This window comes from Deinococcus multiflagellatus, from assembly GCF_020166415.1.
GTDB lineage: Bacteria > Deinococcota > Deinococci > Deinococcales > Deinococcaceae > Deinococcus > Deinococcus multiflagellatus.
This window is the reverse complement of sequence record NZ_JAIQXV010000007.1, coordinates 49865-66819: the sequence shown is the minus strand read 5'-3', so window position 1 is coordinate 66819 and position 16955 is coordinate 49865. Positions and strand designations below refer to the sequence as shown.

The following is a 16955-nucleotide window of genomic DNA, read 5'->3' as shown; positions in this document are numbered from 1 at the left end:
TCAAGGGTCACCTCGGGCGCGGGCGGCCAGGGGCCGCCGCTGCAACCCTGCTACTATGCCCGGTTCACCCTGAGAACGCCAGCGGGAACATGAGAGGGCCCCCCATCGGCAGGGGGGCAGGCGTGAGGGTGGCGTCTGTGGAGCGCTGCCGTGCAACCGGTCAGGCCGAGGGCAGGGCCGCCCCCTGCCCCAGAAACGCCGCCACCTGCCCCGGCAGGCCGCCGGGGTCCATCAGAAAGGCGTCGTGGCCGTGTACGCTCTCCAGCTGCCAGTAGCTGCCGCGTGGCAGTTGCCGGGCGTAGGCCTCGACTTCGGCCGCCGGATACAACTGGTCGCTGGCAATCCCCACCACCAGCACCGGCGCCTGGATGGTGCGCAGTTCGGCGTCCGTGGGCTGAAAGGCGTCCATCGCCCCGGTGAGGGCCAGATACGTGCGCTCGCAGAAACGGGCCTGTAACTTCTCGCCCTGGTGGTGCAGGTACGAGGTGATGGCGGGCACCCCCGGGGCGCGCAGGCCGCTCTGGGTCTGGGCGAAGCTGTCCGGGCTGCGGTAGGAGAGCATGGCCACCATGCGCGCCACCTTCAGGCCCTCGCCGCCGGGCGCGGCGCGGATGGCCGCGCGCGCGGCCGTGTTCAGGCCAATGGCCCAGGGCGAGTGCCGCGCGGGCGCGCCGATGATGACCGCGCGCTCCACCAGATCAGGGCATTCGAGCAGCCACGCGTAGGCCAGCATGCCGCCCATGCTGGCCCCCACCACCCGCACCCGGCGCACGCCCAGGTGTTCCAGCAGGGCCCGTCCGGCCCGCGCCATGTCGCGCAGGGTCAGCGGCGCGTCGGTCCCGCGCAGGGTGGGCAGTTCACCGGGGCCGCTGCTGCCCGCGCAGCCGCCCAGCACGTTGGCGCAGACGATGTAGTCGCGCGTGGGGTCCAGGGGCCGTCCCGGGCCCAGAAAGTCCGGCCACCACTCATGCACGGCGCTGGTGCCGGTCAGGGCGTGCAGCACCAACGTGGCCTCTTCTCGCGCCTCGCCGTAGGTGTGGTAGGCCACGCGCACGTCGCTCACCGGCAGACCGCAGTCCAGCAGCAGCGGGGCGTCCCGGAACAGGCGCGCGGTCTGGCGCCGAGGCGCTGGGGAACATCGCTCGGGGCTGTCCTCCGGGGCCAGGGGCGGGGGGATCAGGGGGGAGGGGCGAGGCAGGGCGGTCACGCCTCCTCTCCGGGGGCGGCCTCCAGGGCGTCGCCCTCGACCAGCGCGGCGGCCAGCGCCTGGGCAAAGTCCTCGCGGATGTCGTCAATGTGCTCAATGCCCACCGACACGCGCACCAGCCCCGGCGTGACCCCGGCAGCGTGCTGCGCGGCCTCGTCCAGCTGGCTGTGGGTGGTGCTGGCCGGGTGAATGACCAGGGTGCGGGTGTCCCCCACATTCGCCACATGCTGGGCCAGGGCCACCGAACGGATAAATGCCTCGCCGGCCGCGCGCCCGCCGCGCAGTTCAAAGGTGAGCACCGCCCCGGCGCCGCGCGGCAGGTAGTGCTGGGCGCGGTCATAGTGGGGGTGGTTGCTCAGGCCGGGGTAGGTCACGCGGGCCACGTCGGGGTGGGCGGCCAGCCAGCCGGCCAGCGCCTGGGCATTCTGGGCGTGGCGCTCGGCGCGCAGGCTCAGGGTTTCCAGGCCCTGCAGGAATTGCCACGCCTGCTGCGGGGCCAGGGTGGGCCCCAGGTCACGCAGGCCCTCGGTGCGGGCGCGGATCACAAAGGCCACGTTGGGCAGCCCCAGCGCGTTGCCCTCGCCAAAGGTTTCCCAGAAGTTCAGGCCGTGGTAGCTGGGGCTTGGCTCGGTGAAAAGGGGATAGCGGCCATTGCCCCAGTCGAAGTTGCCGCCGTCCACGATCACGCCGCCGATGCCGTTGCCGTGCCCACCAATCCACTTGCTGGCCGAGTGAAGCACCACGTTCGCGCCGTGCTTCAGCGGCTGGCAGAAGTAACCGCCGGCGCCAAAGGTGTTGTCCACGACCACCGCCACGCCCTGCGCGTGGGCGGCGGCGGCAATGGCCTCGAAATCGGGCACGTTCAGCGCGGGGTTGCCGATGGTTTCCAGGTACACCGCGCGGGTGCGCTCGTCGATCAGGGCGGCGAACTCTTCCGGGCGCTCCTCACGGCTGGTAAAGCGCACCTCGATGCCCAGCCGTTTCAGGGTCACGCGGAACTGGTTAACGGTGCCGCCGTACAGGTTGGGCGTGGAGACGATGTTGTCCCCCGCCTGGGCCAGATTGGTGATCGCCAGAAACTGCGCGGCGTGCCCGCTGGCCACCGCCAGGGCGCCCACCCCGCCTTCAAGCGCCGCGAGCCGCTCTTCAAAGACCGCGTTGGTGGGGTTCTGGATGCGGCTGTAAATGTTGCCAAAGGCCCGCAGGCCGAACAGGTCGGCGGCGTGCTCCGGGGAAGGAAACACGTAGCTGTTGGTGGGGTAAATAGGCACCTGCTGCGCGCCCGTGGTGGGGTCGGGTTTCTGGCCCGCGTGAACCTGCAACGTTTCGAATCGGTGCGCCATGACAAACGCCTCCTCAGGGAGTGGTGGGGATGGAGGCGCGCCGGGTCAAAAAGGCGCGCGCCCCTGCTCTGGATTGAATGAGAAGGGGCGCTGAGCGTGTGATCGTCCGCGTAGCCTTCCCGCTTGATCCCACCGGGCGGTCATCGTTGACCCGCCTGCGGGCTGGCCTTGGCACCGTGACGTGATGAGGTCCGGTTGCCGCGCCGTCAACGAGCCAGGTCTCTCGGGCGCTCTTAAGGGGGTGCCACTCCACGCGGGAGCTGTCTGACAGGGTAAGGGCACGGGCGGGGGCGGGTCAAGGCAGGGCAGGGCTCTATCAGGGACGGGCGTCCAGACAGGGGGCGCGGTACCCTCCCGCCCCACTCAGGTGCAACTGCGCGGGGAACGCCGAGTGATGGCCGCCGGGCGCGCGCTATCCCCTCCACTGCAGACGCGCTAGCATGTGCAGCGTCGGATAAGTGTATGAGTGGCGCGCAGACCACCCCCTGTGCCGTTTGAGTGTCTGTGTGTCCAACTCGCTGGTTTCCCGCTTCACCTGCTGTTCAGAGGAGTCCCATGCGCAAAGTTTTCCTGGCCACCGCCGTGCTGAGTACCGCCCTGCTCGCCGCGTGTAACCCGGCCCCCGCCCCTACCCCCACCCCCGGCACCCAGACCGACTTCGGCCGCCTGCAGACCCTGAAGCCCGGCCAGGAAGACACCGTACGCACCAAGCTGAAGGTCAACATCGTGTTCGTGGGCTACCGCCAGACCTCGCCCGGCGGCGTGGCCACGGCCCGCCAGATCAGCACCCAGGATTTTAGCCAGACGCTGCCCAAGACCTACGACGCGGTCAACCGCATCCCCAGCTCTTACGGCCGCATTGAGAAGACCGGCAACACCTTTGATTTCGATTACAACTACGTGTTCGCTGATCAGGCCTTTGAAGATGACTTCTTCAAGTACCTGACAAGCAAAGAGGCCGGAGGCGTGGAAAGGCCCCTGACGGTCCAGCAGCGCAGCTACAACTGCCAGACTGACCCCAACGTTGAAGACCCCACCTGCGCGGCCCCGGCGGGCAACATCAACCGCCCCATCACCGGCAACTTCGAGATTGATGCGCTGAAAACCGAAAACTGGCTGGCCGACAACGTGAGCCGCGTGGGCGCCAAGCCCGGCGAATACACCATCTACTTCGTGAACTGGTTTGACCGCCCGGACTTCAAGTTCCACAGCTACACCCGCGCCGACGCCGCCGACACCGACACTGGCGCGAAGTTCGGTGCCCGCGGCAGCCGCCGCCTGATCGCCTGGGGCGGCAGCACCCGTCAGGGGGCCGCGGCGCAGCGCGTGTGGTTCTACGACCTGTCGGCCAACCCCGATCCCTGGACCCGCGCCTTTGACATCACCAACCCCGATACCGACGGTGACGGCGCGCCGGACTACCGCATGCCCCCCATCTGGGAATACGGCACCCGCAAGGCCAGCATTGGCTTCGGGCGCAAGGTCAGCCCGGACCTCGCGCTGGTGGCGCGCTACACCGCGATCAACCTGCTGTTCACCCCCAGCCCCATCTACCGCGCGGCCCTGACGCCCCCGCAACTGCCCGAAGAAATCCTGCTGGACATGCACGTGGAGCAGGGCACTGGCGCGGCCGCACCCAGCACGGTGCTCAAGCCGCAGCTGCTGCAAGACCGCGTCTCGGTGCTGCAGCCGTTTACCAAGTTCAGCAACGCAGTCAAAGAGACGCCCCTGGACGGCAAGCTTGCTGACGTCTACAAGTGCTTCTTCCCGGTGTCGGCCGACGACATCTGCTCGCCCAACTACGCCGACTTCAGCGGCGAGGCGCTCTTCCAGTACGGCGTGCGAGAGCTGCGCGAGGCCTACAAGACCACGCCCGCCAAGCAGTACCGCCTGCCCATCTACCTGTTCAACGACAACGCGAACAGCCAGGCTGGCCTGCTGGGCATCGCCTACGACGACGGTGAAACCGGCACCCAGAGCTTTGTGTACTCGTTCCTGACCCCGGATCTGGTGGGCGCGGGCTACGGCTTTACCGACACCACGGTGCACGAAACCGGCCACCACCTCAGCCTGTCGCACCCGCACGACGGCTACGACAGCGAGCAGAACCTCTCCTACGGGCCCAGCGGCGACTTCTTCTTTGTGAACACCGGCGACCAGAGCGCCACGATCATGTCGTACAACGACCTGTCGCGCACCTTCGGGCAGTTCAACCTCGACAGCCAGTACCGCTACCTGACGGCCGCGTACCTGAACAACACCAACGCCATTCTGGAACTGACCCGCCGCGCCGGGAAGGTCAGCGGCGTGAGCTCGGCCGCCGTGAACGCCGACAGCCTGTTTACCCAGGCCAAGGCCAAGTACGACGCGCTGGATTACCTGGGCGCCGCCCAGCTGGCCCACCAGGGCTACCGCGCAGTCCTGGGTGCGGCCCAGACGGCCGGCGTGAGCGTGCAGGGCTACAAGTGGTACGAGAACCTCAACGGCCTGCAAACCCAGAGCGCCGCCGCCAAGCCGCGCGTGAGCAAGACCTTCCAGGCCCAGCAGGGACTGGTGATCTTCCCCGAAGAAACCGCGATGCAGCGCAAACTGCGCCTGGAGAAGTAAAGTCCAGCGCGGCCCCAGGCCCCAGCCATTCGCGGCTGGGGTCCTTCTTTTTGTGTGTGGCCATCAGCAGCCGGCAGCTGCCCCTGGGCAGGGCAGCGGGTGTACTGGCAGACGGCCGGGGCCCCTCCAGCCGCCGTAACTCCCTGATCCAGCGCTGGCAGACACTCTCACGCGCCTGCGCTTCTCCTCAGCTTCCCGTCAGATGGTAAGCCCGTCCTCGGTGCGCGCCGGAGGGGCTCGGTACAGTGCCCCCATGGCCCTTTCCCGCGCTCTGGCTCTGCTTCTGGCCTCCTCGCTGCTGTCGGCCCCAGTGGCCGCGCAAACGGGCCCCACCTTGCCGCCCCGTCCGGGGACGCCCAGCAGCCCCGCGGGGGTCACGGCCGCCCAGCTGCAGGTCGCGCTCAATGAGCGGCCGGTGCTGCGCCTGATGCTGCTGAACCTCAGCCTGCGCGAGGTGCTGCGCACCGGTACGGTGAAGCTGACACCCAACACCCAGCTGAAGGTGCGGATTCTGCTGGCGCCACTGTCCTCCAACGCGACCCTGCAGCCCGACGCCGCGCAGCAGACGGTCAACAACCTGCTGCAGGCCCTGACCCCGGAGCAGCGGCGCGCCGTCGAGAGCAACATGCAAAGCCGGGAAGACCGCGCGCGCATGCTGGCTTCGCAGACCCGGATTGTGGGCACAGCTGGACCGGTCAGCGGCGTACAGGCCGTGTTGTACCTGCTGATCCCCGGCGGCCGGTCGGTTGTGGACCGCTTGAACCGCCAGGATGACCTCAATCCCTACCGCATTAACGCCGCCAACACCGACATCCTGAACAGCCTGCTGGATCTGCTGAAGTAGAGGCCAGCGCACAAAGCGCACAAAGTCTGTGACTGGTTCCCTCAGCTGCGCGGCTGTAGAGGAACATGCCGCGCAGCGCCCATTGGCCCCACCGCTTGGTCAGGCGGCCTGGCCTGCAAAGTCCCCCTCGGCGTCTGGTGCAGGAGCGGGGGGACGCCGCGTAGCCCAACAGGGGCGAGAGGACAGGAGAGCCCTGCAGCTCGTCACCGGGTCGGTGCCAGGGCGACGCTGCGGCGCCCATGAAATCAAATCGGGGGCGCCGCAGTTGGCACCCCTACTGCTCTGCATCCGGCTCTTAGCGGGCAGGTGCACCGGTCTGTGCACAGGTGGGACAACGGCCATACAGGGTCACTTCATGGGACTCCACCACGAAGCCGCCCGGGTACACCGTGCCCCGGGGCAGGCTCACGGGGCAGGTGTGCAGGGTAAACACCCGCCCGCAGGCGGTGCAGCTGAAATGGTGGTGGTGGCCTTTGCCGCTGGGCTCGTAGCGGGTTTCGCCGTCCAGCGTGACGGGATGAATGCGGCCCTGCTCGGTGAGCAGCTTCAGGGTGCGGTAGACGGTGGCCACACCCAGGGCGGGCAGGTCGCTGCGGGCGCGTGCCAAGACCTCGGCGACGGCCAGCGGGCCCTCGGCGTCGTGCAGAACGCGGGCGATAACGTCACGCTGCCGGGTGCTGCGCGCGGCGGTCATGGGGCTCCCCTTCCGCCAGACGCGCTCTCCAGGTCACCCAACACAGGCCTCCACGGCCGGCCACTGGTCACCTTCCACCCGGCAGGCGCAGCAACGAAGACGGGTGGCCGGGCATGGCCCCTGAAAGACGCAGCTGAAGAGGCGCGTCCCCTGCCGTCCTGGATGGACCGGAAACGAAGAGCCCCTGCATTCTCCCAATGCCGCCCAGTGCCGGGCGCAGCGTGGGCCACCCAGGGCTGCGCCCGGTGGTGAACGAAGCCCAGGCCATCCGCAACCCCCATAAGCGGCAGGCTAGCACCCCCTGCCCCAGACAATCAAAAAGCCAATTAAAAAGCCGCCCACCTTCGGGGCGGCCAGAGAGGCGGGCTGGTTTAGCGCAGGTTGGGGTTGGCCATTTCCTCGGGGGCAATGTCACTGCCCTGGGCCTTGGCCTGCACCTGACTGGGCGGGGTGGGCACCTGCCCGGCGTGCGCCTGCGGGGCCACGGCGGGCGGCGCGCTGCGCTCGGCCGGGGCCTGCTGCGCGTAGCTGAGGGTGGCTGTGCCCGCGGTGGCGGGGGCTTTACTGGGGGCCTTGCTCACTGTGGAAGCCTTGCCCGCTGTCACGGTCCCCTCCGGCTGCCCGGCGCGGGCCATCAGGCTCTCGGCCAGGGTTTCCAGGCGCGGGGCAATCACCTTGTCGGTGAGGGTCTTGACGGCCAGGGTGCCCAGGGTCGCCACCAGCGCGCCCCCCACGCCGCCACCTTTTTGCTTCTGCTGGGCCTTGACCAGCGCCTTCTGGTGCTTCACCGGGCTCTGGGCGTCCACGTAGATCTTGCGGCTGCGGCGGAACTGCCGGCCCACCACCAGCCCCAGCACCGCCCCCACCGCCGAGGCGCCGCCCAGCATCTTCAGCGGCTCCTGCTGCATCTTCACCTGCAGGCTGGCTTCGCGCGTCAGGGCGTCCACGCTGGCCTTCAGGCGCTCGCGGGCTTCCTCGCGTTCGGTGATGTAGACACGCTTGGGCTCAGCGGCCATTACCGCTCACCCCGCTTCATGTCGCCCCGGAAGGTGGGCTCGGTGCTCACCGGGATGCCAGGGGCGTCTTTGAGCACCACAGGCTCTTGCAGGTTGGGGTCGTGGTGGTGGCCGTGCCCGTGGCCGGGCTTGCCCACTTCGCTGCCGTCAATCTTCTTGTTCAGGCCGCTGCTGTAGTGCTGCGGCTCGCCGCCGGGCTTGCTTTCGTACACCGGCACCGTCACCGTGCCGTGCTCCACCCGCACGGTGGCCACGCCGCCCCCCTCGCCCATCACGCGGGTTTCGCCCGCCGCGTACTCGGTGGGGTCGCGGCGCAGCTCTACGCGGGGACCGTTGGGGTTGTAGGCGTCGCGCTCGGCGTTGTCGCGGCTGGCCGGCACGCCCATACGCGCGTCACCCGTGGGGCGCGCAGTATGCAGCCCACTGCCCTGGGGGCCCGTGGGGCGGGGCCCACTGTGCTCAGCGCTGTGCTCGCCGTGGTCGGTATCGTCCATGTGCTCCCTCCGGAAACGGGGCTCGTCGCCCGGCACCTCGGCGCTCAGCTTCTTCAGGCCCATCATGACCAGCGCGCCGGTCACGGCAAAGCTCAGCAGGGCGATCAGCAGCGCGGCGGCCCACGCCCCCAGCCCCAGGCGCATCAGGCCGTAAAACACGGCCAGGATGATAAAGACCAGCCCCATGATGAGCGGCCCAGTCGAGGCCAGCAGCAGCACCGCGCCGATCCCCTTGGCCTTGGCCACCTGAGCGGCCTTGCGCGCCACGGCGCTCAATTCCGCCTTTACGAGGGTCACGCCGGCGTCAAAAACCTCCACCAGCGCGCCACCCAGACTCTTGCGTTCTTCCATGCTTCCCTCCAGCGCAGCCCTGCACACGGACAGGGCCAGACGCCCCCAGCATAATGAACGCAATGCCAGGCCCGCCCCAGCACCAAGAAAATCTGAACCTGACCCTGGCGCAGCGCTCCAACCTGTGGCCGCCCACCGCGCGCGCTTACCACGCCTGGCGCGCCCGGTCCCTGCGCCTGCTGGGCGCCCCGGGCCTGACCCTGGCGCGCGAGGCCGCCCTGCTGCGCGCCCTGTGCCGCCCGGGGCCGGGCCAGCAGTGGCTGGACGCCGGCACCAGCAGCGGCTTTTATGCCGGGGTGCTGGCCCGCGCGGGCGCCGAGGTGCTGGCCGCTGACCTGAGCGCGCCCATGCTGCAAGAGGCGCAGCGGCGACAACGCGGGCTGGGCATCCAGTGGGCGCAGCTGAACCTGGAAGCCAGCGGCCTGCCTGCCCACCGCTTTGACGGCGTGACCGTGGGCGCCACCCTCAACGAGACCCACGACCCCGCCCGGCTGCTGGCCGAACTGGCGCGGCTGCTGCGCCCCGGCGGGCAGCTGTGGCTGATGTACCTGCGCCGCACGGCCGGGCCCCTGCAAGCGGCCCTGGCCCGGCCCGCCCTGGGCGGCCTGAGCTTTCCCGACCCCGCCTGGGTGGCCCGCGCGCTGCCGGGCCTGCGCCTGACCCACGGCCTGAACGTGGGGGCTGTGCGCTTTGAGCGCCACTACAAAGCCGTGGAGGGCAATCCGCAAGAACTCTGTAAGAATGCGTGACGTTTCGCGCCCGCCCGCCCCCTACACTCGGTGCTCAAGGACAGCCAACGTGACTGACGCGACCTTTTCTTCCCTCCGTGCCCCGCCGCTAGAGCGGGCCGTGGCGCACTGCCGGGACATGACGCGCACGCACAGCAAAACCTTTTACCTGGGCTCGCGCTTTTTTCCGGCCCAGCAGCGCCGGGCGGTGTGGGCGGTGTACGCCGCCTGCCGCGACGGCGACGACATTGTGGACGAGGCCAGCGGCGAGGCGGCGCGCGCCGGCCTGGACGCGTGGTGGGCGCGCATGCAGGCGGCCTTTGCCGGGCAGCCGGGGCCCCACCCCATAGACACCGCCCTGGCCTGGGCCGCGCAGACCTACCCCATTCCGCTCTCGGCCTTTGCCGAGCTGCATGAGGGCCTGCGCATGGACCTGGAGGCACGCGAGTACCGCGACATGGCCGACCTGACCCTGTACTGCCGCCGGGTGGCGGGGGTGGTGGGCTTTATGATCGCGCCCATCAGCGGCTATGAGGGCGGCGAGCGCACCCTAGACCACGCCCTGAAGCTGGGTCAGGCCATGCAGCTGACCAACATCCTGCGCGATGTGGGCGAGGACCTCACCCGGGGCCGGGTGTACCTGCCCGCCGGGCTGCTGGCCGAGTACGGCGTGAGCCGCGCCGACCTGGAACGCGGCGAGGTGACCCCCGAATACCGCGCCCTGATGCGTCACCTCTCTACACTGGCACGGACATGGTATGCCGAGGGCCGCGCCGGGATTCCCTGCCTGAACGGCCGCGCCCGGCTGGCGGTGGCCGCCGCCGCCCGCGCCTACGAGGGCATTCTGGATGACCTGGCCCGCGGCGACTTTGACAACTTTGGGCGGCGGGCGCACGTGAGCGGCACGCGCAAACTGCTGCTGCTGCCCCGGGCGTGGTGGGAACTGCGCGCCGCGCCTGCGCCGCTGTCTTAACGCCCCTACCCTTCCTTATTTTCTGTCGCCTGGGGCCATGCCCCAGCGGGAGGCACCCTGCCCATGACCCCCACCACCCTCTCCCCCACCCACCCCCGGCGCAAAACAGCCGTGATTATCGGCGCTGGCTTCGGCGGCCTGAGCCTGGGCATTCGCTTGCAAAGCCTGGGCTTTGACACCACCATTCTGGAGCGCCTGGACGGCCCCGGAGGCCGCGCCTACCAGAAGCGCACGCCGGACGGTTACGTGTTCGACATGGGCCCCACCGTGATCACCGTGCCGCACTTTATCGAGGAACTGTTTGCCCTGGAACGCGGCGCCGCCGGGCTGACCACCCCCGATTACCCGGCGCAGGTGCTGGCCCCGAACGCGCGGATCAAGGCAGGCGACAGCGGCGGCCCCCGCACCCGCGACTACGTGAAGCTGGTGCCCATCCTGCCCTTTTACCGCATTTACTTCGACGACGGCACGTTCTTTGACTATGACGGCGACCCCGAAAACACCCGGCGCCAGATTCTGGCCCTGGCCCCGGACGATCTGGCCGGCTACGAGCGCTTCCACGCCGACGCCCAGGCCATTTTCGAGCGCGGGTTCCTGGAACTGGGCTACACCCACTTTGGCGACATGGGCAGCATGTGGCGGGTGGTTCCGGACCTGCTGAAACTCGACGCCGTGCGCACGCTGTTTTCCTTTACCAGCAAGTATTTTGCCAGCCCCAAGCTGCGGCAGGTGTTCTCCTTTGAAACGCTGCTGGTGGGCGGCAACCCGCTGTCGGTGCCGGCCATCTACGCCATGATTCACTTTGTCGAGAAAACCTGGGGCATTCACTATGTGATGGGCGGCACGGGCGCGCTGGTGCGGGCCTTTGTGCAGAAGTTCGAGGAACTGGGCGGGCAGATTCGCTACGGGGCCGGGGTGGACGAACTGCTGGTCACCGATGACCGGGGCCGCCCGGTGCGCCGCCCCCTGGGCCGCCGCGTGGCGCGCGGGGTGCGCCTGGAGAGCGGCGAGGCGCTGCACGCCGATCTGGTGGTCAGCAACGGCGACTGGGCCAACACCTACCTCAAGCGGGTGCCGGCGCCTGCGCGGCTGGTGAACAGCGACCTGCGCGTCAAGGCCGCCCGCCAGAGCATGAGCCTCGTGGTGATCTACTTTGGCTTTCGCAAGGACGGCGAGGACCTGGGGCTGCGCCACCACAACATCATCCTGGGGCCACGCTACGAGGCCCTGCTGACCGAGATTTTCGGCCGCAAGGTGCTGGGCCAGGACTTCAGCCAGTACCTGCATGTACCCACCCTGACCGACCCCTCGCTGGCGCCCGAAGGCCACCACGCCGCCTACACCCTGATTCCGGTGCCCCACAACGGCAGCGGCCTTGACTGGTCGGTGGAAGGCCCCCGGCTGGTGGACCGGGTGCTGACCTTTCTGGATGAACGCGGCTACATCCCGGGCCTGCGCGGGCGCCTGACGCACCAGGAGTTCATTACGCCTGACTATTTTGAGGGCACGCTTGACAGTTACCTGGGCAACGCGTTTGGCCCGGAACCGCGCCTGACCCAGAGTGCCTTTTTCCGCCCGCACAACCGCAGCGAGGACGTGAAGAACCTGTACCTCGTGGGCGCGGGCGCGCAGCCGGGCGGCGGGACCCCCAGCGTGATGATGTCGGCCAAGATGACGGCCCGCCTGATTGCCCAGGACTTTGGCCTGCACCCCGATCTGCTGGGCGAGGGCGTGAAAAGCGCCGCCGACTGACCGAAGTGCAGACGAGGAGGCCGGGGCTGAGCGTCCCGGCCTGTGTCATAGGAGCTGGGGGGAAATCTGCAGCGTCGGCCCTACCCAACCCTCAGGCTCTGCGGCGGGCCTCATGGCTGCCAGCCTCCTTCCTTCACACCACCCGCTCTGCCCCACAGCAAAACCGCCTGAACCGAAGTCCAGGCGGCCTGTGTTTCGCGGTGCTCAGCGGGGGTACATGAAGTTGATGGTGTTCTTGTCAATGGTGGAAAAGCCGTTGCGCTGGCCCATGCGGTTCAGGTCAATGCTGCTGTTCAGCGGCTTGATCGCCAGCTTGCCGTCAAAGTAGGCGGGGTAGTGCATGATCGAGTCGAAGTCGTAGGCGCCGTAACCCTTCGAGCCGCTGCGGATCTGGTACTGGCTCTGCCAGTCGGCGGGGATGTTCTGCCACTGAATCTGCACGTAGCTGTCGCGGTCGGGGCGGGTCTGCTCGTGGAACAGGCCCATGGCGTGCCCGAACTCGTGGATGATCGAACCGGTGGTGCAGCGGTCAGCCAGGGTGATGGTCTGGCGCCCGCCCACCATCCCCAGGCTGGACGCGCAGGAGGTGCCGGTGTTGTACGTGATTTCCACGTAGTTGCTCTGGTTCGTGCGCGGCGTGACCACCACGTTGGTGGTGCTGCGGATGTTGGCCGCCGCCGCCGCCACGCGGTCACGGATGGCCTGGGGCACGTTGCTGGCAAAGGTGTAGGGAATGGTGCGGGCGGTCCAGCGGTAGCGGGTGTCCACCACGTAGGTGCCCTGGGGCGAGAGCTGGCCCAGCGGCGCCAGGATGATGTCTTCTTCGAGCATCAGGTAGCCGTCTTGCTCGAAGCCGGTGACCTGCTGACGGCTGCCGTCCGGCATGATCAGCGTGGCCGGGTGGGTGTTCGGGGTGGTCCGGGCCTCAGGCGCGGTCAGGGGCGCTGTGGAGCAGGCGGCAAGGAAAAGGGACAGCAGCAGAACCGGCGTGGATCTTGGCATGGGTAACGCACCTCCGTTGTGTGGTTCAGCGATATTAGAGGTTGCTGAGTCGGGCTGTAAAGAGAAGGAGCCAGCAAACGCAGCCCATTTGTCTAGAACGACAAATTTGAAAAGCAAGCGCCACTATCAGTTCTCATATGGACTTCATCAAGAGCGAAAAGGCGGCAGATGGAAAGACAGAGCCCTGCACTGGCGTAGGGCTCCCCGGTGCACCTTCCTCACCCCACGCCGGCCGGCTACACCCGGGCCTGCAACCAGTCCACGATCAACCGGCGGATCTCCTCGCGGGGCTCGTCGTTGAGCAGTTCGTGGTACCCGCCCTGCACATGGTGGAAGGTCTTGTCCTGCGCCCCCAGCGCCTCCAGGAAGCGCTGGCTGCCCCGGGGGTCCGTCAACTGGTCCTCGCTGCCGTGCACCACCAGCGTGGGCACCGTCCAGCGCGGATAGTGCGGCCACAGGCTGCCGCTCAGGCGCAGCATGCTCGCGCCGGTCAGGGCCGGCACGTGGCCGTGGTACATGGTTTCGTCGGCCTCGTAGGCGCTGACTTCCTCGGCCAGCCGCGACAGGCCCCCCGTGGGCAGCGCGGTGGTTTTCAGGCCCGGGGCCACGCGCGCCACCAGTGGGGCCAGCCGCTTGAGCCAGGGCCGCTCGTTTTCGCCCACCAGCAGGGCCGGACTGGTCAACACCACGCCGCTGACGCCCCGGGGGTCACGCGCCACGCTGGCGGCCGTGACCAGCCCGCCCATGGAGTGCCCCAGCAAAAACAGCGGCCCGGACAGGCTGCGCAGCGCTTCTCTGGCCTTCAGGTGGTCCTCGACGAGCGCAAAGAGGTCCACCACGGCCCGCCGCCCGGCCGAGCGCCCGTGGCCGCGCTGGTCGTAGGCATACACCGTGAACCCGGCCCCAACCAGGGTGGGGATCAGGGCGTGGTAGCGCTCCACGTACCGCCCGGCATACTCCCCAAACCCGTGGGCCAGCAGCACCGCCGCCCGGGCCTGGGGTGCAGGCCACACATACCCTTCGACGGGCGCCCCGGGCACCGTCCAGCTCTGACTTTGCATGCACCGAGTCTAAGCCTGGGGCGCGGCCCCTGCCCAGCTGCGGCGCGTGGCCGCCGTAAACCCCCCAGCCAGCCCAGGCGCGACGGGCGGCCCCCCCGGCGGCCGGGCTCAGTCCAGTGGCCCCGCACCCAGGCCGCTGTCCAGCCGGCCCTGCACCGCCGCTTGCAGGAAAGCGTATTCCTCGGCCAGTTCGTTCAGCGCCTCGTAGCGGCTGCTGGAGCCGCCGTGCCCAGCCCCCATGATGGTTTTCAGGACCACCACGCCGCTCCCGGGCGCCGCCAGGGTCCGCACGCGCGCCGCGTACTTGGCCGGTTCCCAGTAGGCCACCCGGGGATCGTTCAGGCCGGTGCTGACGAACAGGTGGGGGTAGCGCCCTGCTTTCAGGTTGTCGTAGGGGCTGTACGCCGCCATGACCGCGTAGTCCTCGGGGCGGTTGGGGTTGCCCCACTCGTCGTATTCGGCGGTGGTGAGGGGAATGGTGTCGTCCAGCATGGTGCTCAGCACGTCCACGAACGGCACGCCCACCGAGGCCGCCGTCCACAGGTCCGGGCGCAGGTTGACCACGCTGCCCATCAGCAGGCCGCCGGCGCTGCGGCCCATCGCCACCAGTTCGCGCGCCACCCCTTGGTCACGCAGCGCCTCGCCCGCCGCGATGAAGTCCGTAAAGGTGTTCATCTTGTGGCCCAGGCGGCCCCCGTCGTACCAGCGGCGGCCCCGCTCCGCGCCGCCCCGGATGTGCGCGATGGCCCACACCCAGCCCCGGTCCACCAGCGGCAGGCGCCCCGCCACGAAGGTGGGATTGATGCTGTAGCCGTAGCTGCCGTACCCGTAGAGCAGCGTGGGGGCGGGCAGCGGCGTGTCGCGGCGGCGCAGCAGGCTGACCGGAATGCGCTCGCCGTCTGGCGCCGTGGCCCACACCTGCTCGCTGACGTACAGGGCCGGGTCGTAGTGCGGCACCGGGGTGGCCTTGACCAGGGTGGTTTCGAGCGTCTCCAGGTTCAGGTCCAGGTGTTCCAGCGGCCGGGTCAGGCTGGTGTGGGTGATACGGGCCGTGGGGCGGTCGTAGACGTAGTTCGGGCCGATGCCCACGGTCACGCTGGCCTCGGGAAAGGGCACGCGCTGGGCGGGGCCGTAGCCGCCCGCCTCGCGGCGCAGGACCCACAGCGCCGTGAAGCCGTCCTCGCGCCCGGCCAGCAGCAGATGATCCTGGAACAGATGGAGATTCTGCAGGTGACGCCCTTCGTCGTAGGGCAGCACGTCGGCGGCGTCGGCCCAGGCCAGGGGCGCACCGTCCTCTCGCTTGGGCCAGCGCACCAGCTTGAATTCGTCGGCCCCGCCGTGGTTGGTCAGGGCCAGCCAGTGGTCGCCGCCGTCGGTCAGCACCGGAACCTCGGTGCCGCGCTCGCGGGCCAGCAGCCGCGCGGGCAGACCCTGGGTGTCGTGGGCAGGCAGCACCCACCACGCCTGGGCGCGGTTGCTGGCGCTGCGGATCAGCAGGGTCTGCCCGTTCTCGCTGACGTGGGCGCCCAGCCGGAAGGTGGGGTCGTCCTCCTGCACCAGCAGGGTGTCCCCGGCCTGAGGCTGGCCCAGCAGGTGGCGCCAGAGGCGGTATGAACGCTGGGTGGCGTCGTCGGTGGCGTAGTAGAGCGCGCGGCCGTCACTGCTCCAGGCCAGCACCCAGCCGTTCAGGCCGCGCAGGGGCGGGTGCGCCAGCTTGCCCGTCTGGGTGTCCAGCACCCGCAGTTCAAACACCTCCTGGCCGGTGGTGTCCAGCAGGTAGGCCCAGAACCGGCCGTCGGGGCTGGGCGCGGTGGCGTACACCCACACGTTGGCCAGGTCCTCTTCGGCCTTTAGGGCATTCAGGTCCAGCAGCACCTGGGGCTCGCCCCCGCCCAGGGGCCGGCGCAGGTAGAGGGGATGGGCCTGCCCCTCCTCGGTGCGGGTGAAATAAGCGTGGGCGCCGCGCACCACCTCGGGCTGTTCGTCGCGCTCCTGAACGTGCGAGAGGAGGTCCTGGTAAATGGCCTGCTGCTCGGCCTGGAGCGGCGAGAGCACCCCGGCCAGATACTCGTTCTCGGCCCTCAGGTAGGCCAGCACCTCGGGGTCCGTCTTGCCCTGGGTTTTCAGCCAGTGGTAGTCGTCCGGGCGCTCGTGGCCGTGCTGAAGGTGACGCGTGGGCTTGCGGGGCGCGCTCGGCGGAGTGGGCATGGGCCCAGCATAGGCGCGCGGCGCCCGGCTGGGGGCCGCCTTTGGGCACGGCGCAGCGGCAGCCGCAGCACCTTTCTTAAGCGCACCTTAAGCCCGGCCACCAGAGCGGCGGCCCCGGGCAGGCGCACACTGGGCGCTATGGCAGAGATTGCACGGAAGGCTTCGGCCCACTGGGAAGGCGACCTGAGAAGCGGCAAGGGCACGGTCAGTACCGGCAGCGGCGTGCTGGACGGCGCGCAGTACTCTTTTGGCACGCGGTTCGAGAACGGCAAGGGCACCAACCCCGAAGAGCTGCTGGCGGCGGCGCACGCGGGCTGCTTCACCATGCAGCTGTCTGCCCTGCTGGCGAACCACGGCCACACCATCGAGGCGCTGGACACCCAGGCCACCTGCGAGATGGTGAAAGAGGCTGGGGGCTTCAAGGTCAGCACCATGCGCCTGACGGTGCGCGGCAAGATCACCGGCAGCGATCAGGCCGACTTTGAGGCCCACGTGCGCGACGCCGCCGAAAAGTGCCCCCTGAGCCGCGTGATGGCGGGCAACGTGGAGATCGTCCACGAAGCGATTCTGGACGAAAGCTGAGGGCCACTGGCCCAGGGAAGGTGGGCCCGCCAGGAGGCTGACGTGGCCCGCTTGACCTGAAAGTCGCTTTGACCTCCGCGCCTCAGGAGGCCA

At 69.1% G+C, this 16955-nt stretch carries 14 protein-coding genes and 1 riboswitch; of the genes, 6 read left to right on the top strand and 8 right to left on the bottom strand.

Annotated features, from left to right (window positions below; genetic code table 11):
* Window positions 1-160: 160 nt before the first annotated feature.
* Together K7W41_RS10410 and K7W41_RS10405 are read right to left on the bottom strand one after the other, a co-directional pair.
* Window positions 161-1207, bottom strand: coding sequence for an alpha/beta fold hydrolase (locus K7W41_RS10410; protein ID WP_224607766.1), 1047 nt, complete (start codon window positions 1205-1207; stop codon window positions 161-163).
* Entirely contained in the window at window positions 1204-2550 is a 1347-nt protein-coding gene (locus K7W41_RS10405) for an O-acetylhomoserine aminocarboxypropyltransferase/cysteine synthase family protein (RefSeq protein WP_224607763.1), read from the bottom strand. The genes K7W41_RS10410 and K7W41_RS10405 overlap by 4 nt, the downstream gene beginning before the upstream one ends.
* A 149-nt stretch (window positions 2551-2699) precedes the next feature.
* Window positions 2700-2793: riboswitch (SAM riboswitch) on the bottom strand.
* A gap of 312 nt (window positions 2794-3105) precedes the next feature.
* Here K7W41_RS10405 and K7W41_RS10400 point away from each other — a divergent pair.
* Together K7W41_RS10400 and K7W41_RS10395 are read left to right on the top strand one after the other, a co-directional pair.
* Complete coding sequence (locus K7W41_RS10400) at window positions 3106-5157, top strand: zinc metalloprotease (protein WP_224607760.1); 2052 nt, start codon at window positions 3106-3108, stop codon at window positions 5155-5157.
* 253 nt (window positions 5158-5410) lie between these two features.
* Window positions 5411-6001 carry a hypothetical protein gene (locus K7W41_RS10395; RefSeq protein WP_224607757.1) on the top strand — a complete coding sequence of 197 codons (591 nt, stop codon included), beginning with the start codon at window positions 5411-5413 and terminating at the stop codon, window positions 5999-6001.
* Window positions 6002-6296: 295 nt separating this feature from the next.
* Here K7W41_RS10395 and K7W41_RS10390 read toward each other — a convergent pair whose 3' ends face one another.
* The 3 genes from K7W41_RS10390 to K7W41_RS10380 all read right to left on the bottom strand — a co-directional run bounded on the left by K7W41_RS10390 (window position 6297) and on the right by K7W41_RS10380 (window position 8556).
* Window positions 6297-6695, bottom strand: coding sequence for a Fur family transcriptional regulator (locus K7W41_RS10390; protein ID WP_224607754.1), 399 nt, complete (start codon window positions 6693-6695; stop codon window positions 6297-6299).
* 371 nt (window positions 6696-7066) lie between these two features.
* Window positions 7067-7711 carry a hypothetical protein gene (locus K7W41_RS10385; RefSeq protein ID WP_224607752.1) on the bottom strand — a complete coding sequence of 215 codons (645 nt, stop codon included), beginning with the start codon at window positions 7709-7711 and terminating at the stop codon, window positions 7067-7069.
* Window positions 7711-8556 (bottom strand): phage holin family protein, encoded by an 846-nt coding sequence (locus K7W41_RS10380; protein WP_224607749.1) that lies wholly within the window; start codon window positions 8554-8556, stop codon window positions 7711-7713. Before K7W41_RS10380 ends, K7W41_RS10385 begins: the two co-directional genes overlap by 1 nt.
* Window positions 8557-8609: 53 nt before the next feature.
* Here K7W41_RS10380 and K7W41_RS10375 point away from each other — a divergent pair, with 53 nt between their 5' ends.
* The 3 genes from K7W41_RS10375 to crtI all read left to right on the top strand — a co-directional run bounded on the left by K7W41_RS10375 (window position 8610) and on the right by crtI (window position 12009).
* Window positions 8610-9305 carry a class I SAM-dependent methyltransferase gene (locus tag K7W41_RS10375; RefSeq protein ID WP_224607747.1) on the top strand — a complete coding sequence of 232 codons (696 nt, stop codon included), beginning with the start codon at window positions 8610-8612 and terminating at the stop codon, window positions 9303-9305.
* A 118-nt stretch (window positions 9306-9423) separates the two neighbouring features.
* Window positions 9424-10257 carry a phytoene/squalene synthase family protein gene (locus tag K7W41_RS10370; protein WP_224607744.1) on the top strand — a complete coding sequence of 278 codons (834 nt, stop codon included), beginning with the start codon at window positions 9424-9426 and terminating at the stop codon, window positions 10255-10257.
* Between the two features lie 63 nt (window positions 10258-10320).
* Window positions 10321-12009: a phytoene desaturase family protein gene (crtI, locus tag K7W41_RS10365; RefSeq protein ID WP_224607740.1), complete on the top strand. Its 1689-nt coding sequence runs from the start codon at window positions 10321-10323 to the stop codon at window positions 12007-12009.
* Between the two features lie 204 nt (window positions 12010-12213).
* On the opposite strand, the gene K7W41_RS10360 is transcribed toward crtI, so the two are convergent.
* From K7W41_RS10360 to K7W41_RS10350, 3 genes are all read right to left on the bottom strand, one after another.
* Window positions 12214-13011 carry a M12 family metallopeptidase gene (locus tag K7W41_RS10360; RefSeq protein WP_224607737.1) on the bottom strand — a complete coding sequence of 266 codons (798 nt, stop codon included), beginning with the start codon at window positions 13009-13011 and terminating at the stop codon, window positions 12214-12216.
* A 236-nt stretch (window positions 13012-13247) separates the two neighbouring features.
* Window positions 13248-14072 (bottom strand): alpha/beta hydrolase, encoded by an 825-nt coding sequence (locus K7W41_RS10355; protein ID WP_224607734.1) that lies wholly within the window; start codon window positions 14070-14072, stop codon window positions 13248-13250.
* Between the two features lie 108 nt (window positions 14073-14180).
* Entirely contained in the window at window positions 14181-16280 is a 2100-nt protein-coding gene (locus tag K7W41_RS10350) for a S9 family peptidase (protein WP_224607731.1), read from the bottom strand.
* Window positions 16281-16418: 138 nt separating this feature from the next.
* Here K7W41_RS10350 and K7W41_RS10345 point away from each other — a divergent pair, with 138 nt between their 5' ends.
* Window positions 16419-16862 carry an OsmC family protein gene (locus K7W41_RS10345; RefSeq protein ID WP_224607728.1) on the top strand — a complete coding sequence of 148 codons (444 nt, stop codon included), beginning with the start codon at window positions 16419-16421 and terminating at the stop codon, window positions 16860-16862.
* Window positions 16863-16955 lie beyond the last annotated feature (93 nt).

Excerpts from the sequence above, each read along its gene's own strand:
- K7W41_RS10405 (WP_224607763.1), bottom strand. The coding sequence starts at position 2,550 with ATGGCGCACCGATTCGAAACGTTGCAGGTTCACGCGGGCCAGAAACCC.
- K7W41_RS10400 (WP_224607760.1), top strand. The coding sequence starts at position 3,106 with ATGCGCAAAGTTTTCCTGGCCACCGCCGTGCTGAGTACCGCCCTGCTC.
- K7W41_RS10395 (WP_224607757.1), top strand. The coding sequence starts at position 5,411 with ATGGCCCTTTCCCGCGCTCTGGCTCTGCTTCTGGCCTCCTCGCTGCTG.
- K7W41_RS10390 (WP_224607754.1), bottom strand. The coding sequence starts at position 6,695 with ATGACCGCCGCGCGCAGCACCCGGCAGCGTGACGTTATCGCCCGCGTT.
- K7W41_RS10385 (WP_224607752.1), bottom strand. The coding sequence starts at position 7,711 with ATGGCCGCTGAGCCCAAGCGTGTCTACATCACCGAACGCGAGGAAGCC.
- K7W41_RS10380 (WP_224607749.1), bottom strand. The coding sequence starts at position 8,556 with ATGGAAGAACGCAAGAGTCTGGGTGGCGCGCTGGTGGAGGTTTTTGAC.
- K7W41_RS10375 (WP_224607747.1), top strand. The coding sequence starts at position 8,610 with ATGAACGCAATGCCAGGCCCGCCCCAGCACCAAGAAAATCTGAACCTG.
- K7W41_RS10370 (WP_224607744.1), top strand. The coding sequence starts at position 9,424 with ATGACGCGCACGCACAGCAAAACCTTTTACCTGGGCTCGCGCTTTTTT.
- crtI (WP_224607740.1), top strand. The coding sequence starts at position 10,321 with ATGACCCCCACCACCCTCTCCCCCACCCACCCCCGGCGCAAAACAGCC.
- K7W41_RS10360 (WP_224607737.1), bottom strand. The coding sequence starts at position 13,011 with ATGCCAAGATCCACGCCGGTTCTGCTGCTGTCCCTTTTCCTTGCCGCC.
- K7W41_RS10355 (WP_224607734.1), bottom strand. The coding sequence starts at position 14,072 with ATGCAAAGTCAGAGCTGGACGGTGCCCGGGGCGCCCGTCGAAGGGTAT.
- K7W41_RS10350 (WP_224607731.1), bottom strand. The coding sequence starts at position 16,280 with ATGCCCACTCCGCCGAGCGCGCCCCGCAAGCCCACGCGTCACCTTCAG.
- K7W41_RS10345 (WP_224607728.1), top strand. The coding sequence starts at position 16,419 with ATGGCAGAGATTGCACGGAAGGCTTCGGCCCACTGGGAAGGCGACCTG.